The following is a 14719-nucleotide window of genomic DNA, read 5'->3' as shown; positions in this document are numbered from 1 at the left end:
CCTGGTGTCGCCCGCCTCTATGCTTCGCGCCTTGATTACCCTCGCTCTTGTCTGCCTGCTCCAACCGGCGTTTGCCGATGAGCGCGCACAAACCCAACAACAGTTGGACGCTACGCGTCAGGACATTACTGAGCTGAAAAAACTGCTCGGCAAGCTCCAGGAAGAAAAATCCGGGGTGCAGAAAGACCTGCGCGGCACGGAAACCGAGATGGGCAAGCTCGAGAAGCAGGTCCAGGAGCTGCAAAAAGAATTAAAGAAGAGCGAGTCGGAACTGGAGCGACTCGACGCTGAGAAAAAAAAACTCCAGAGCGCACGCGTTGAACAGCAACGCCTGATCGCGATCCAGGCCCGCGCCGCCTACCAGAGCGGCCGCCAGGAATACCTCAAGCTGCTGCTTAACCAGCAGAACCCGGAAAAATTCGCGCGCACCCTCACCTATTACGACTACCTGAGCAAGGCACGCCTGGCGCAACTTAAGGGTTTTAACGAAACCCTGCGCCAATTGGCCAATGTCGAACAGGAAATTGCCGACCAGCAATCCCAGCTGCTCGACCAGAAAAGCGCCCTCGACACCCAGCGCGACCAACTGGACAAGGTACGTAAGGAGCGCCAGCTGGCACTGGCCAAGCTCAATAACGATGTAAAAGCCCGCGACGCCAAGCTCCAAGCACGCGAGCAGGACCAGGCCGACCTCGGCAAAGTGCTCAAAACCATCGAAGAAACCCTGGCCCGCCAGGCACGTGAGGCTGAAGAAGCGCGCCAGAAAGCGCTGATCGCCCAGCAGGAAGCGGAAAAAAAGCGCCAGCGTGAGGCCGAACTGGCAGCGACCACCGACGCACCGGCGCCCCGTAAACCGCCGCGCGCAGCCCCAGGGCCACTGGTTTCCAGCGCCGGCGAGAACTTCGGCGGCCCTTTTGCTTCAGCGCGCGGCAAACTTCCATGGCCCGTTGATGGTCGACTACTGGCACGCTTCGGTGAAACCCGTGGCGATGACACCCGCGCCAAGTGGGATGGCGTCATGATCAGCGCCGGCGCCGGCAGCCAGGTGCATGCCGTGCATGGTGGCCGTGTGGTGTTTGCCGATTGGCTGCGGGGCGCGGGTTTGTTGGTGATTCTTGACCACGGTAATGGCTATTTGAGCCTTTACGGCCACAATCAGACTTTACTCAAGTCGGCAGGTGATGTTGTAAAAGCCGGCGAATCCATCTCCACTGTCGGTAACAGTGGTGGGCAGGACACGCCAGCGCTGTACTTCGCTATTCGTCAGCAGGGCCGCCCGAGCGACCCTGCACAATGGTGCCGTTCCCAAGGATAGGGCCGCATCTACATTAGGAGTTCGTTCGACATGCTGCATTTGTCCCGCCTCACTTCGCTGGCCCTGACGATCGCCCTGGTGATCGGCGCGCCTCTGGCTTTTGCCGACCAGGCCGCTGGAGCTGCACCCGCCGCCACGACCGCGACCACGGCTGCGACCACCAAGGCCCCGCTGCCGTTGGACGAGCTGCGTACCTTTGCCGAGGTCATGGACCGGATCAAGGCAGCCTATGTCGAACCCGTAGACGATAAAACCCTGCTGGAAAATGCCATCAAGGGCATGCTCAGCAACCTCGACCCGCACTCTGCCTACCTGGGCCCGGAAGATTTCGCTGAGCTGCAGGAAAGCACCAGCGGCGAATTCGGCGGCCTGGGCATCGAAGTCGGCTCCGAAGACGGCCAGATCAAAGTGGTGTCGCCGATCGACGACACCCCAGCATCCAAGGCCGGTATCCAGGCCGGCGACTTGATCGTGAAGATCAACGGCCAGCCGACCCGTGGCCAGTCCATGACCGAAGCCGTCGACAAGATGCGCGGCAAGCTCGGCCAAAAAATCACCCTGACCTTGGTGCGCGACGGCGGCAACCCGTTTGACGTAACCCTGGCCCGCGCGACCATCACGGTCAAGAGCGTGAAGAGCCAGCTGCTGGAGTCGGGCTACGGTTACATCCGTATCACCCAGTTCCAGGTCAAGACCGGCGACGAAGTGGCCAAGGCCCTGGCCAAGCTGCGCAAAGACAACGGCAAGAAACTCAACGGCATCGTGCTCGACCTGCGTAACAACCCGGGCGGCGTGTTGCAGTCGGCGGTGGAAGTGGTCGACCACTTCATCACCAAAGGCCTGATCGTCTACACCAAGGGCCGTATCGCTAACTCCGAACTGCGCTTCTCAGCGACCGGCAATGACCTCAGCGAAAACGTGCCATTGGCTGTGCTGATCAACGGCGGCAGCGCCTCGGCCTCCGAAATCGTCGCCGGCGCCTTGCAAGACCAGAAACGCGGCGTACTGATGGGCACCACCAGTTTCGGCAAAGGCTCGGTGCAAACCGTGTTGCCGCTCAACAACGAGCGCGCGCTGAAGATCACCACGGCGCTGTACTACACGCCGAACGGTCGCTCGATCCAGGCCCAAGGCATCGTGCCGGACATCGAAGTACGTAAAGCCAAGATCACCAACGAGATCGACAGCGAGTACTACAAAGAGGCCGACCTGCAAGGCCACCTGGGCAATGGCAACGGCGGCGCCGACCAGCCGACCGGCAGCGCCACCAAAGCCAAGCCGATGCCGCAGGACGATGATTATCAACTGGCCCAGGCGCTGAGCCTGCTTAAAGGCCTGAGCATTACGCGCAGCCGTTGATATGCGTTTTGCCCTGATCATCGCTGTGCTGTGCAGCCTGGCAGGCGTCGCCCACGCGACGCCTGCGGGCGAGCCGCATAAAGCCTACCTGACCCTTATCATCGACGACCTGGGGCAAAACCTGCCCCGGGATCGTCGCGTGCTGGCCCTGCCTGGGCCGGTGACCATGGCGATCATGCCGGACACGCCCCACGCCGCCGAATTCGCCCGCGAAGCGCACAAGGCCGGCAAGATCGTGATCCTGCACATGCCCATGGACCCGGCTACCGGCCCGTTCGCCTGGCACCCCGACTTGCCCATCGAAGAACTCGGCAAACGCCTGGAGGCCGCCTTCAAGGCCGTGCCCTACACCGCCGGCATCAATAACCACATGGGCAGCCGCATGACCGCCCAACCGGCCGCCATGGCGTGGCTGATGGCCGAGCTGCAACGACGCAACAAGTTCTTTGTCGACAGCCGCACCAGTGCACAGACCGTCGCCGCCGCCGAGGCGCAGAAGATTGGCTTGGCGCATGTCTCGCGGGATGTATTCCTCGATGACGAGCGCACCGAAGCGGCGATCACCACGCAGCTGCAAACCGCAATCAAACTGGCGCACAAACAAGGTTCAGCCGTAATGATCGGCCACCCTTACCCGCAAACCCTGGCGGTATTGGAGCGCGAGTTGCCCAAGCTCAAGGCCCAGGGCATCGACTGGATTGATATCAAGTTGATGATCAGCGTACGTGGCAATCAGGCCATGGCCGGGCATGGGAAAAACGGCATTTATCTTCCGTTGCGTAGATAAATACAGCTCGGCAATGCGCTCGCTCTTCGATAGTTGATACTCCTATCAACTGGAGAGCCTCCAATGAAGCCTCTGCAATTCAACGACCTGCTCATCAACTTTACCAGCGAGTTTCTTCCGCTCTGGAGCGATAAGGGATCAGGCGCGCATAAAGACGTCGGCCTTTGGCGGCCCAGCACAACATCCGATGAACTAAGCCCGTTTTTCTCCTTGGGCGATGTTGCGGTTGGTCACCATGACAATATCAACCGGAGCAAGATCGTCCCGGTCGTCAGCGACGTGAATAAGGTCAACGGCACGGCCCTGCGCGCGCCGCTCGATTACCAATTGGTGTGGCACGATAAAGGAACTGGGGCCTTAGGCAATTTATCCATCTGGCGCCCACTGCCACCGCAAGGCTATGTCGCGATGGGGCTGGTGTGCGGTGTGGCCTATGACAAACCTTCGACCAGTGCCATGCGCTGCGTACGCGAAGATCTGGTGCAAACAGCCCAAGTGGGCGACCTGATCTGGGATGATAAAGGCAGTGGCGCTACCCAAAACCTGAACACTTGGTCGATTACTCCGCCCGATGCACCAGCCGGCGAAATTTACTTGGCCCCTGGCACCTTTATCGGCAGTGAAAGCGCTACCAAGCCAAGCCTCCTGGCCTATTCGCTGCGCCTGGCGCTCACCGCGCAATCCAGCGAAGCACCACCACTCCCCGTTCTCAGCGGGTATGAGAACCCGATGCTGGAGGAGACCACCCCCATAATTAAGGTGTGCGAACTGCCGTGGTTCTGCGTAAAAGATCCGGAATTAACCGCTATTGAGCAGCTGCAGACCTCACCCACTTATCGGTTGGAGCGTACTGATCGTCACGTTTTCGTCGGCTTTGAGCACAACACCGAAGCGACCAGTCGCCCCTCTACGTGGAAAGCCACGAAGGGCGAAATCGGAGAAAATACCAGGGTGCTGGCAACTGGCACCGGCGTCGAACTAAGCAAGCAATGGCCCGCAAACACTCGAGCATTCGCGCTGAGTTTCTCGGCGCAGCTGGACCGTGAATTCACGCATACGCAGCACTCGGCGAAAGGTTGGAGCAACGCCTCAGCGCTGGAAATCATCACTTATGCGCCGCCGAAGATAGCCGTTGCGGGCTCCATCCTGAACAGTGAATACCGCCTGCTACGCCTGGATGACAGCCAGGTATCAGACACTGTGAGCTACAACAGCGGCGAGCACGTGTACATGAGCCAGTACCCCAGCGTGGAGCCACTGCCTGAGAAAGCGCCTGGAGTAGACCCCCTTGAAGCACAGCCCACACTAGAGATAGCGGGCTATGATCTGTTCGAGGACACCCTCGCCCCGTAACTGATCGAGTGCCGCTTGGAGTTTGGTCACCACGTCATCCGGCACGTCTTTGTTCAGCGCGAGGTAGAGCTGGGCGCTGTTGAAGCGCAACACGGTCTTGAGCCCCGTTACGCCGACCTGGCGCGCCAGGTAACGCCCGGCAGGATCGCCGGTGGCCCACAGGTCGATCTGGCCATCCATGAGCTTTTGCGCGTTGTCTTGGTCGCGCAGCACCACCAACGGGTTGAGGCCCTGTTTTTCCAGGGTCTGGGCAATGGCGTCGCCCTTGTAGGCACCAATCTTGTAACGACGGGCATGCTCAAGGTCCGACAGCTCTATCTTGCTGTCGGCCTTGGCCAACAACACCCAATCATCAGGGCCGATAGGGCCGACCCATTTGAACAAGGCTTCGCGATCCGGCAGGCGCGCCATCACGAATACGCCGTAACCGGGTTTTTCCAGGGCGAGTTTGTAGATTCGCTCCCAAGGAAACCGCAGGGTCAGGTTGTAGGAAATGCCGGCACGCTTGAAAGTCTCGCGGACGATGTCCACGGCGATGCCTTCGATGTTCTCGTCCTTGGCGAAATTTTTGCCGTTTTTCGCCATGTTGTAAGGCGGAAAGTTTTCCGTCAGCAACACCAGGGCGGCGTCAGACGGTTCTTCGGCGTGGGCAGCACCGGCCATAAGCACGGAGGTACTGGCGAGGGCGAGCAACAAGGTCTTGAACATGAAGGCTACCGGAATCCATGGCAAGCGCAAAGAGTGCCGCGCGCCTGCCATGGTGTCCAGTAGCGTTTAGCGAACGACGATACCGCGCGCCGCCATGTAGGCCTTGGCCTCGGGAACGGTGTATTCGCCAAAGTGGAAAATACTCGCCGCCAGCACGGCGCTGGCGTGGCCTTCGATCACGCCGTCGGCCAGGTGCTGCAGGTTGCCGACGCCGCCGGAGGCAATCACCGGAATGCCCAGCGCATCGCTGATGGCGCGGGTGACGCCGAGGTCGAAGCCGTTTTTCATGCCGTCCTGGTCCATGCTGGTCAGCAGGATTTCACCGGCGCCCAGGCCTTCCATCTTCATCGCCCACTCCACCGCGTCCAGCCCGGTGGGCTTGCGGCCGCCGTGAGTGAAGATCTCCCAGCGCGGTGTTTCACCCGGGCCGGAGACTTTTTTGGCGTCGATGGCGACCACGATGCATTGCGAGCCGAAGTGCTGCGCGGCTTCGCCGACAAACTCCGGGTTGAATACCGCCGCGGTATTGATCGAGACCTTGTCCGCGCCGGCATTGAGCAGGTTGCGGATGTCTTGCACGGTACGCACGCCGCCGCCCACGGTCAGCGGGATAAACACCTGGCTGGCCATGCGTTCCACGGTATGCAGCGTGGTGTCACGGCCGTCGACGCTGGCGGTGATGTCGAGAAAGGTAATCTCGTCGGCACCTTGCTCATCGTAGCGACGCGCGATTTCCACCGGGTCGCCGGCGTCACGGATGTTCTCGAACTTGACGCCCTTGACCACGCGACCGTTGTCGACGTCCAGGCAAGGGATGATGCGTTTGGCCAGCGCCATGGTCAGTCCTCAGCCGTTGTAGGCGTCGCAGTAAGCCTGGGCTTCGGCGACGTCCAAGGTACCTTCGTAGATCGCGCGGCCAGTGATGGCGCCGATGATGCCAGGCGCCTTGGCGTCCAGCAGCGACTTGATGTCGCCCAGGTTGTGGATACCACCGGAAGCGATCACCGGGATCTTGGTAGCCGCAGCCAAAGCAGCGGTGAACGGTACGTTGCAGCCCTGCATCATGCCGTCTTTGGCGATGTCGGTATAAACGATGGCGGACACACCGTCAGCTTCGAACTGCTTGGCCAGGTCGATCACCTGCACGGTGCTGATTTCAGCCCAGCCGTCGGTGGCGACAAAACCGTCTTTGGCGTCCAGGCCCACGATCACCTTGCCCGGGAACGCGCGGCAGGCTTCAGCAACGAAGGCTGGGTCTTTAACGGCTTTGGTGCCGATGATTACGTAGCTCACGCCGGCTTTGACGTAGTGCTCGATGGTTTCCAAGGAGCGAATACCGCCGCCGATCTGGATCGGCAGGTTCGGGTAGCGCTTGGCGATGGCGGTAACCACCTCACCATTCACCGGCTGGCCTTCGAAGGCGCCGTTCAAGTCCACCAGATGCAGACGACGGCAGCCACCTTCTACCCATTTGGCAGCCATGCTCACCGGGTCGTCGGAGAACACGGTGGAATCTTCCATGCGGCCTTGGCGCAGGCGTACACAAGCGCCGTCCTTGAGATCGATAGCGGGGATAATCAGCATCTGGCAAACCTTATTCGATATTCAGCAATGCTTGGGAAATCAGGGTTTCTCAAGCGACCACAAGTCGCTTTCGATGCTTTCGAACCTTTCTTTAAGGAGCGTCTGCGTGTCGAAAATCGCCCTGTTGTAATAATGCGGCGCCACTTCGGTGGTGAACAACTCAAGAAGCTCGGCGACCTCGAACGAGCCCAGCTTGAGCTCGAAGCGGTCTTCCATGAAGCGCTTGATCGTGAGGGTAGCCTCACCCTCCTGTTCGGGCGTGAGGTTCAAGACCGGCACTTTCGGCTTCTTGGCCATTTACCAGCGACCATCCCACGCGGCGAAGTTCTGCAACAATTGCAGGCCATGGGTATGGCTCTTCTCCGGGTGGAATTGCACGGCAAAACGCGAACCTTCGGCCAGCGCTGCGGCAAAATCCACGCCGTAGTGCCCGCCACCCACCACCTGGCGCGGGTTACCGGCGGCGATGTAGTAGCTGTGCACGAAGTAGAAACGCGCCATGTCTGGCACTTCGTGCCACAACGGGTGATCCACGGCCTGGCGAACTTCGTTCCAGCCCATATGCGGGACTTTCAGGTGTTCGCCGTCTTCGTGCAGGCCTTTACCGAAGAACTTCACCTGGCCTGGGAACAGGCCGATGCAGTCGACGCCGTCGTTCTCTTCACTGCTGTCGAGCAAAGCTTGCATGCCCACACAGATGCCGAGGAACGGCCGGTCCTGGCTGACTTCACGCACCAGACTGTCAAAGCCCAGGCGGCGGATCTCAGCCATGCAATCGCGAATCGCGCCCACGCCGGGAAATACGACCCGGTCGGCTTCGCGAATCACATTGGCATCGCTGGTGATCAGCACCTTACCAGCGCCTACGTGTTCGAGGGCCTTGGCCACCGAGTGCAGGTTACCCATGCCGTAATCGATAACCGCGACCGTCTGCATTACAGAACGCCCTTGGTCGAAGGCATTTGCCCGGCCATGCGGTCATCCAGCTCCACCGCCATGCGCAGCGCGCGGCCGAAAGCCTTGAACACGGTTTCGATCTGGTGGTGGGTGTTGGTGCCGCGCAGGTTGTCGATGTGCAGGCTGACAAGTGCGTGGTTGACGAAGCCCTGGAAAAATTCCTGGAACAGGTCGACATCGAAGCCGCCCACGGTGGCGCGGGTGTAGGGCACATGCATCTGCAGGCCTGGGCGGCCGGAGAAGTCGATGACTACGCGCGACAGCGCTTCGTCCAGCGGAACATAGGCGTGGCCGTAGCGACGGATGCCTTTTTTGTCACCGATGGCTTTGGCAAATGCCTGGCCCAACGTGATACCGACGTCTTCCACCGTGTGGTGGTCGTCGATATGCAGGTCGCCCTTGCTGACGATATCCAGGTCGATCAGCCCATGGCGGGCGATCTGGTCCAGCATGTGCTCAAGAAAAGGTACACCGATATCAAATCGGGCCTTTCCGGTGCCATCCAGGTTGATCGAGGCTTTGATCTGGGTTTCCAGAGTGTCGCGCTCGACGGACGCCTTACGTTCGGCCATCACCAACTCCGCAAAATCATTGGGCGAAAAAGGCAGCCATTATAGGGGCGCGGGCGCTAAACAGAAACATCGAAGGGGATAAGACTGATGGAGTGTCGGCGATAGACATGTGTGTACAAGCAGGCGCTCCAGAATGGTGCGCCGACCCGATATCTTCAGATGGGTGAAGATCAAGTGTGGGAGCTGGCTCCCACACAAGCCAGCTCCCACATGAGCCCGGCTCCCACAGAAACCGTGCCCACAAGGGGTTACGCGGTGTTAGTGGAACAATACCGCCGTCTTCTGCAGGGTCACCCACACACCCCACGCCAACGGAATACCCACCACCAGCCAGGCGGCAATCGCCAATGGCACCGTGCCGGAAGCCGCTTTCCATTCCAGCGAGGTGGAAGCATCCGCCCCTTTATCATGGCCCAGCGCCTGTTCGGCAGCCAGTTCGGCGTCGGTCATGAAGTACTTGTCAGCCACCGGGCGTACCAGCAGGTTGCAGATGAAGCCCAGCACCAGCAGGCCGGCGAGGATGTACAAGGTGATGTCGTAGGCCGCCGCGCGTTCAACGCCGATGCTCAGCTGATACTCACGCAGGTAGTTCACCAGCACCGGGCCCAACACGCCCGCCGCTGCCCATGCGGTCAACAGGCGACCGTGGATCGCGCCAACCATCTGGGTGCCGAACAGGTCGGCCAGGTAAGCCGGGACAGTCGCGAAACCACCGCCGTACATCGACAGGATGATGCAGAACGCCGCCACAAACAGCGCTACGTTGCCCAGATGCCCCAGGTTCGGGATCAGCGCGTACAGGGCAAAACCCAGCGCGAAGAACACAAAGTAGGTGTTTTTACGCCCCAGGTAGTCGGAGAACGACGCCCAGAAGAACCGGCCACCGATGTTGAACAGGCTCAACAAACCGGTGAAGCCCGCGGCGATGGCGGCTATAGACGCAAGCTGCCCAGCATCCAGTTGGCCGAACGGCACATCAACACCCAGCAACTTGCCACCAAACACTTCCTGCAGCAGCGGCGAAGCCATGCCGAGGATGCCGATACCGGCAGACACGTTCAGGCACAGCACCAGCCACACCAGGCGAAATTGCGGGGTTTTCCACGCCACGTTCACGTGCACGTGACGGTGAGTGATCATCGCATTACTGGCTTTTTTCGCCGGCGCGGTCCAGCCCTCAGGCTTCCAGCCGGTCGGCGGAACGCGGTACGACAATGCGCCACCGATCATGAACACGAAGTAGATCGCGGCCATGACCACGAAGCTCTGCCACACGCCCACGCTGGTTGGCGAAGCGAAGTGGCCCATCAGCGCTGCGGCCAACGGTGCACCGACCATCGCGCCGCCGCCGAAGCCCATGATCGCCATGCCGGTGGCCATGCCGCGCTTGTCCGGGAACCACTTGATCAGGGTCGACACGGGCGAGATATAGCCCAGGCCCAGGCCGATGCCGCCAATGACCCCGGAGCCGATCCACATCAGCCAGATCTGGTGGGTATAGATGCCCAACGCCGAGATCAACAGGCCGCCGCACCAGCACAAGGCCGATACAACGCCGGCTTTACGTGGCCCGGAGTGTTCCAGCCAGCCGCCCCAGATCGCTGCCGAGCAGCCCAGGAAGATAAAGAACAGGGTGTAGATCCAGCCCAGCATGGAGATGGGCCAGTCGCATTGCGACGAGAAGACTTGTGCGATGAAGCTCATGTCCGGCGCGCAGGCAACCGGTGCGGTGATACCCAGCGCTTTGGACAGTGGCAACCAAAACACCGAGAACCCGTAGGCCATGCCGATGCACAGGTGGATGGCCAGGGCGGCCGGTGGAACCAGCCAGCGGTTGAACCCCGGCTTGGCGATAATGCGTTCCTTGGACAGGAACGCAGGCTGTGCGGCAGTACTGCCAGCCGCAGTGCTTGTGCTCATTGGTGTTTCCCCCAGTTATTAGTATGTGTCCGTCAGGCGCTCTCTCCCTCGACCTTGCACGCAAAGCGTTGGCCGTTGTTGTTGAGTAAAGCTCCATTTGAGCGCGACGCTGTGTCGCAGACGACAGACGAACCCGCGCAGATTAGCACCAGTGGATGACAGAAAAACCAAACTGACATCACCTTTTTCACGCAACCTGATCTGCCCGACAGCAAAATCCGATTTTGCTGCGTCTAGATACAATGTAACGATGCATGAACTGACGCAGGCCGTCGGGCGTTATACTCTGCGGCTAAATTTTGAAATCGACATACAAGGACTCGCCCATGAAAGCGTTCGGCAAAATCCTGGGTCTGGTACTTCTCGGGCTGTTGCTGATCATTGTGGCCCTGGGCTTTGCCCTGACCCACCTCTTCGATCCCAACGATTACAAAGACGAGATTCGCCAGATTGCCCGCGACAAGGCCCACATCGAGCTGACGCTCAATGGCGATATCGGTTGGAGCCTGTTCCCCTGGCTGGGCCTTGAGTTGCACGAAGCCAGCGTCGCGACCCTGACCAACCCGACCCAACCGTTCGCCGACCTGCAGATGATCGGCCTGTCGGTGCGCGTCCTGCCGCTGCTGCGCCGCGAAGTGCAGATGAGCGATGTGCGTGTCGAGGGCCTGAACCTGCGCCTGACCCGTGACAAACAAGGCCACGGCAACTGGGAGGACATCGGCAAGAACGTGGCCGAGACAACGGCCAATGCGCCGGTGCCTGCGCCAGTGGAAACGCCAGCCGAGCCCGAACCGGAAAAGCCGCCAAAACCGATCCGCCTGGACATCGACAGCCTGACCATCAACAACGCCCGCGTTGAATACAACGATGAGCAGACCGGCAAACAGTACAGCGCCGAAAGCATTCAGTTGAGCGCCGGCGCCGTGCACGAAGGCGCGAGCATTCCGCTCAAACTCACCGCATTCCTGGGCAGCAACCAGCCGCTGATGCGCGTCAAGACCGAGCTGAACGGCAACCTGCGCATTCAACGCGCGCTCCAGCGTTACCAATTCGAAGACATGAAACTCAGCGGCGAAGCCACCGGCGAGCCACTGCAAGGCAAAACCGTAACCTTCTCGACCCAAGGCCAGTTGCTGGTGGACCTGGCGGCTAACATCGCCGAATGGACCAACCTGAAACTTTCCGCCAACCAGCTGCGCGCCTTGGGCGAACTTAAGGTCAACGACCTGAACAAAACCCCGCAACTGAGCGGTGCCCTGTCCATTGCCCAGTTTGACCTGGCCAAGTTCCTCGACAGCGTGGGGCACCCGCTGCCGGCCATGGCCGCGGGCAGCCTGAGTAAAGTCGAGCTGGTCAGCCGCCTTAAAGGCACGCCCACCAGCATGGCGCTGGAAGACTTGAACCTGAAACTCGACAGCAGCACCTTTACCGGCCGCATCGCTGTGGACGACTTCGCCAAGCAATCGCTGCGTGTGCAACTCAAAGGCGACAGCTTCAACGCCGACAACTACCTGCCGGCCAAATCCGAAACCGCCAAAGGTGCAGCCGCCGCACGCCAGGCCGAAGTACAGAACAGCGAAGCCGGCGCCATGGCTGCCGGTGGCACCACACCCCTGCCGGACGCACCGACCAAAGGCGCGTGGAGCACCGACAAGCTGCTGCCATTGACCCGCCTGCGCACCTTGGATATCGACGCCGACCTGGCCTTTGGCGAACTGACCCTGAGCAAACTGCCGATCCAGAACGCCGCGCTCAAAGCGTCCGGCATCGATGGCCAGCTCAAACTCGAGACCCTCAGCGGCGGCCTCTACAACGGCACCTTCCAGGCCAACGGCACACTCGATGTGCGCCAGGACATCCCGGTGCTGGCGTTGCAGACCCGCATCAAGCAGGTACCGGTTGAACGCATCCTGCAAGCCCAGGGGCAAACCCCGCCGGTGAAAGGCCAGATCACCCTCGACAGCAACCTCAACGGCCGTGGTAACAGCCAGAAGGCGCTGATCGACAGCCTGAACGGCACCGCCAGCTTTGTGATCAATAACGGCGCGCTGCTCAACGCCAACATTGAACAACAACTGTGCACCGGCATCGCCCTGCTCAACCGCAAGACCTTGAGCACCACGCCACAAGGCAAAGACACGCCGTTCCAGGAACTGCGCGGCAACCTGACCTTGCGTAACGGTGTGGCCAGCAACCCTGACCTGAAAGTGCGCATCCCGGGCCTGACGGTCAACGGCAACGGTGACGTCGACCTGCGCGTGCTGGGCATGGACTACCGCGTCGGCATCATCGTCGAAGGCGACAAGCGCGACGTGCCGGACCCGGCCTGCCAGGTCGGCTCCAACTTCCAGGGCATCGAAGTGCCACTGCGCTGCCGTGGCCCGCTGGAACTGGGCGCCAAGGCCTGTCGCCTGGACAAGGACGGCTTGACTCAGGTCGCAGTCAAGGCCGCTGGCAACAGGCTCAGCGAGAAGCTCGAAGAGAAACTCGACAAGGTCAACCCGCAGTTGAAAGACGCCCTTAAAGGCCTGTTCAAACGATGAGAAACGAGCAGTTTTCACAGGCAGTGCTGGACTGGTACGACCGCCACGGTCGCCATGACCTGCCCTGGCAACAAGGCATCACGCCTTACCGGGTGTGGGTCTCGGAGATCATGCTGCAACAGACCCAGGTCAGCACGGTGCTCAATTACTTCGACCGTTTCATGGCCTCACTGCCGACGGTCGAAGCCCTGGCCGCCGCGCCGGAAGACGAAGTGCTGCACCTGTGGACCGGCCTGGGTTACTACACCCGCGCACGCAACCTGCAGAAGACCGCCAAGATCGTCGTCGCCGAATACGGCGGCGAGTTTCCCAAGGACGTCGAAAAGCTCACTGAACTGCCCGGCATTGGTTTGTCTACCGCCGGTGCGATCGCCAGCCTGAGCATGGGCCTGCGCGCGCCGATCCTCGACGGCAACGTGAAACGCGTACTGGCGCGTTTTACCGCGCAAGAGGGCTACCCAGGCGAGCCCAAGGTCGCCAAGCAGCTTTGGGCGACCGCAGAGCGCTTTACGCCACACGATCGCGTCAACGCCTACACCCAGGCGATGATGGACATGGGCGCCACGCTCTGCACCCGCAGCAAACCGAGCTGCCTGCTGTGCCCGCTGGAAAAAGGCTGCGAAGCCCATATGCTCGGCCTGGAGACCCGCTACCCGATCCCCAAGCCGCGCAAGACCATCCCGCAAAAGCGCACGCTGATGCCGATGTTGGCCAATGCCGAGGGCGCGATTCTGCTTTACCGTCGCCCTTCCACGGGCCTGTGGGGCGGTTTGTGGAGCTTGCCGGAGCTGGACGACCTCCAAGACCTGGAACACTTGGCCAACCAGCACGCGCTCGAGCTGGGCACGCCGCATGAACTGCCGGGGCTGATCCACACCTTCAGCCATTTCCAGCTGGCTATCGAACCCTGGCTGGTCCAGGTCGAGGAATCCGCCCATCACGTGGCCGAGGCCGACTGGCTCTGGTATAACCTCGCCACCCCGCCGCGCCTGGGCCTTGCCGCCCCGGTGAAAAAACTGCTGAAGCGCGCGGCCGAAGTATTGAACGCAGGAGTTCCGTCATGACCCGCACCATCATGTGCCGCAAGTACCACAAAGAATTGCCCGGCCTCGAACGCCCTCCGTACCCAGGTGCCAAGGGCCAGGACATTTTCGAGCACATCTCTGCACAGGCCTGGGGCGACTGGCTGAAACACCAAACCCTGCTGATCAACGAAAAACGCCTGAACATGATGAACGCCGAAGACCGTAAATACCTGTCAGGCGAGATGGACAAGTTCTTTTCCGGCGAGGATTACGCCAAAGCCGACGGTTACGTACCGCCTGCTCAATAATTGATCAAAAACCGGGGTCGGCACGTAAGCGACGGTAATAATTAAATATTTTTTGAAAACTTGCTTGACGACCCCCTGAAAAACCCGTTTAATGCGCCCCGTTGCCCAGATAGCTCAGTCGGTAGAGCAGGGGATTGAAAATCCCCGTGTCGGCGGTTCGATTCCGTCTCTGGGCACCACCTTTCGTTTTCAGGTGATGCCAAGCACACCTGAAAGCACCCAAGAAACCCGCCTAATGCGGGTTTTTTGCTTTCTACGGTTCCCAACCGTTCCCTTGTAAGCCCAAAC

The 14719-nt window shown here is 60.5% G+C and carries 14 protein-coding genes and 1 tRNA gene; 8 read left to right on the top strand and 7 right to left on the bottom strand.

What is annotated here, in order from left to right; translation table 11 throughout:
- Positions 1-19: 19 nt before the first annotated feature.
- The 4 genes from KZH41_RS03035 to KZH41_RS03020 all read left to right on the top strand — a co-directional run bounded on the left by KZH41_RS03035 (position 20) and on the right by KZH41_RS03020 (position 4814).
- On the top strand, positions 20-1315 hold the full coding sequence (locus tag KZH41_RS03035) for a murein hydrolase activator EnvC family protein (RefSeq protein WP_094952181.1): 1296 nt from the start codon (positions 20-22) through the stop codon (positions 1313-1315).
- A 30-nt stretch (positions 1316-1345) separates the two neighbouring features.
- Positions 1346-2674 (top strand): S41 family peptidase, encoded by a 1329-nt coding sequence (locus KZH41_RS03030; RefSeq protein ID WP_094952180.1) that lies wholly within the window; start codon positions 1346-1348, stop codon positions 2672-2674.
- A gap of 1 nt (position 2675) precedes the next feature.
- Positions 2676-3461, top strand: a complete 786-nt coding sequence (locus KZH41_RS03025; RefSeq protein WP_094952179.1) for a divergent polysaccharide deacetylase family protein — start codon at positions 2676-2678, stop codon at positions 3459-3461.
- A gap of 63 nt (positions 3462-3524) precedes the next feature.
- Positions 3525-4814: a Vps62-related protein gene (locus tag KZH41_RS03020; RefSeq protein WP_094952178.1), complete on the top strand. Its 1290-nt coding sequence runs from the start codon at positions 3525-3527 to the stop codon at positions 4812-4814.
- Here the strand turns inward: KZH41_RS03020 and KZH41_RS03015 are convergent.
- The 7 genes from KZH41_RS03015 to KZH41_RS02985 form a co-directional block, all read right to left on the bottom strand.
- Positions 4767-5522, bottom strand: a complete 756-nt coding sequence (locus KZH41_RS03015; RefSeq protein WP_094952177.1) for a substrate-binding periplasmic protein — start codon at positions 5520-5522, stop codon at positions 4767-4769. The two genes, KZH41_RS03020 and KZH41_RS03015, sit on opposite strands and share 48 nt — an antisense overlap.
- 66 nt (positions 5523-5588) lie before the next feature.
- A complete protein-coding gene (hisF, locus tag KZH41_RS03010) occupies positions 5589-6359 on the bottom strand; it encodes an imidazole glycerol phosphate synthase subunit HisF (RefSeq protein WP_003171107.1) in 771 nt (256 codons plus the stop codon).
- Between the two features lie 9 nt (positions 6360-6368).
- The gene (gene hisA / locus KZH41_RS03005) at positions 6369-7106 is read right to left on the bottom strand and encodes a 1-(5-phosphoribosyl)-5-[(5-phosphoribosylamino)methylideneamino]imidazole-4-carboxamide isomerase (protein ID WP_003187784.1); all 738 of its coding nucleotides are present in this window, start codon (positions 7104-7106) and stop codon (positions 6369-6371) included.
- A gap of 39 nt (positions 7107-7145) precedes the next feature.
- Complete coding sequence (locus tag KZH41_RS03000; protein WP_094952176.1) at positions 7146-7403, bottom strand: DUF2164 domain-containing protein; 258 nt, start codon at positions 7401-7403, stop codon at positions 7146-7148.
- On the bottom strand, positions 7404-8042 hold the full coding sequence (hisH, locus tag KZH41_RS02995) for an imidazole glycerol phosphate synthase subunit HisH (protein ID WP_094952175.1): 639 nt from the start codon (positions 8040-8042) through the stop codon (positions 7404-7406).
- Complete coding sequence (gene hisB / locus KZH41_RS02990; protein WP_003218037.1) at positions 8042-8635, bottom strand: imidazoleglycerol-phosphate dehydratase HisB; 594 nt, start codon at positions 8633-8635, stop codon at positions 8042-8044. Before hisB ends, hisH begins: the two co-directional genes overlap by 1 nt.
- A gap of 258 nt (positions 8636-8893) precedes the next feature.
- On the bottom strand, positions 8894-10555 hold the full coding sequence (locus KZH41_RS02985) for an OFA family MFS transporter (protein WP_263274364.1): 1662 nt from the start codon (positions 10553-10555) through the stop codon (positions 8894-8896).
- Positions 10556-10881: 326 nt separating this feature from the next.
- Between KZH41_RS02985 and KZH41_RS02980 the strand changes: the two genes are divergently transcribed.
- From KZH41_RS02980 to KZH41_RS02965, 4 genes are all read left to right on the top strand, one after another.
- Positions 10882-13098 (top strand): AsmA family protein, encoded by a 2217-nt coding sequence (locus tag KZH41_RS02980; RefSeq protein WP_094952173.1) that lies wholly within the window; start codon positions 10882-10884, stop codon positions 13096-13098.
- On the top strand, positions 13095-14162 hold the full coding sequence (gene mutY / locus KZH41_RS02975) for an A/G-specific adenine glycosylase (RefSeq protein WP_242153942.1): 1068 nt from the start codon (positions 13095-13097) through the stop codon (positions 14160-14162). Before KZH41_RS02980 ends, mutY begins: the two co-directional genes overlap by 4 nt.
- Positions 14159-14431, top strand: coding sequence for an oxidative damage protection protein (locus KZH41_RS02970; RefSeq protein WP_094952171.1), 273 nt, complete (start codon positions 14159-14161; stop codon positions 14429-14431). Before mutY ends, KZH41_RS02970 begins: the two co-directional genes overlap by 4 nt.
- 103 nt (positions 14432-14534) lie before the next feature.
- Positions 14535-14610, top strand: a tRNA-Phe gene (locus KZH41_RS02965).
- The last annotated feature ends 109 nt before the right edge of the window (positions 14611-14719 follow it).

The sequence above is a fragment of the Pseudomonas sp. YeP6b genome (assembly GCF_025642995.1).
Classification (GTDB): domain Bacteria; phylum Pseudomonadota; class Gammaproteobacteria; order Pseudomonadales; family Pseudomonadaceae; genus Aquipseudomonas.
This window is presented reverse-complemented; position numbering and strand designations above follow the sequence as displayed.

Excerpts from the sequence above, each read along its gene's own strand:
- KZH41_RS03035 (WP_094952181.1), top strand. The coding sequence starts at position 20 with ATGCTTCGCGCCTTGATTACCCTCGCTCTTGTCTGCCTGCTCCAACCG.
- KZH41_RS03030 (WP_094952180.1), top strand. The coding sequence starts at position 1,346 with ATGCTGCATTTGTCCCGCCTCACTTCGCTGGCCCTGACGATCGCCCTG.
- KZH41_RS03025 (WP_094952179.1), top strand. The coding sequence starts at position 2,676 with ATGCGTTTTGCCCTGATCATCGCTGTGCTGTGCAGCCTGGCAGGCGTC.
- KZH41_RS03020 (WP_094952178.1), top strand. The coding sequence starts at position 3,525 with ATGAAGCCTCTGCAATTCAACGACCTGCTCATCAACTTTACCAGCGAG.
- KZH41_RS03015 (WP_094952177.1), bottom strand. The coding sequence starts at position 5,522 with ATGTTCAAGACCTTGTTGCTCGCCCTCGCCAGTACCTCCGTGCTTATG.
- hisF (WP_003171107.1), bottom strand. The coding sequence starts at position 6,359 with ATGGCGCTGGCCAAACGCATCATCCCTTGCCTGGACGTCGACAACGGT.
- hisA (WP_003187784.1), bottom strand. The coding sequence starts at position 7,106 with ATGCTGATTATCCCCGCTATCGATCTCAAGGACGGCGCTTGTGTACGC.
- KZH41_RS03000 (WP_094952176.1), bottom strand. The coding sequence starts at position 7,403 with ATGGCCAAGAAGCCGAAAGTGCCGGTCTTGAACCTCACGCCCGAACAG.
- hisH (WP_094952175.1), bottom strand. The coding sequence starts at position 8,042 with ATGCAGACGGTCGCGGTTATCGATTACGGCATGGGTAACCTGCACTCG.
- hisB (WP_003218037.1), bottom strand. The coding sequence starts at position 8,635 with ATGGCCGAACGTAAGGCGTCCGTCGAGCGCGACACTCTGGAAACCCAG.
- KZH41_RS02985 (WP_263274364.1), bottom strand. The coding sequence starts at position 10,555 with ATGAGCACAAGCACTGCGGCTGGCAGTACTGCCGCACAGCCTGCGTTC.
- KZH41_RS02980 (WP_094952173.1), top strand. The coding sequence starts at position 10,882 with ATGAAAGCGTTCGGCAAAATCCTGGGTCTGGTACTTCTCGGGCTGTTG.
- mutY (WP_242153942.1), top strand. The coding sequence starts at position 13,095 with ATGAGAAACGAGCAGTTTTCACAGGCAGTGCTGGACTGGTACGACCGC.
- KZH41_RS02970 (WP_094952171.1), top strand. The coding sequence starts at position 14,159 with ATGACCCGCACCATCATGTGCCGCAAGTACCACAAAGAATTGCCCGGC.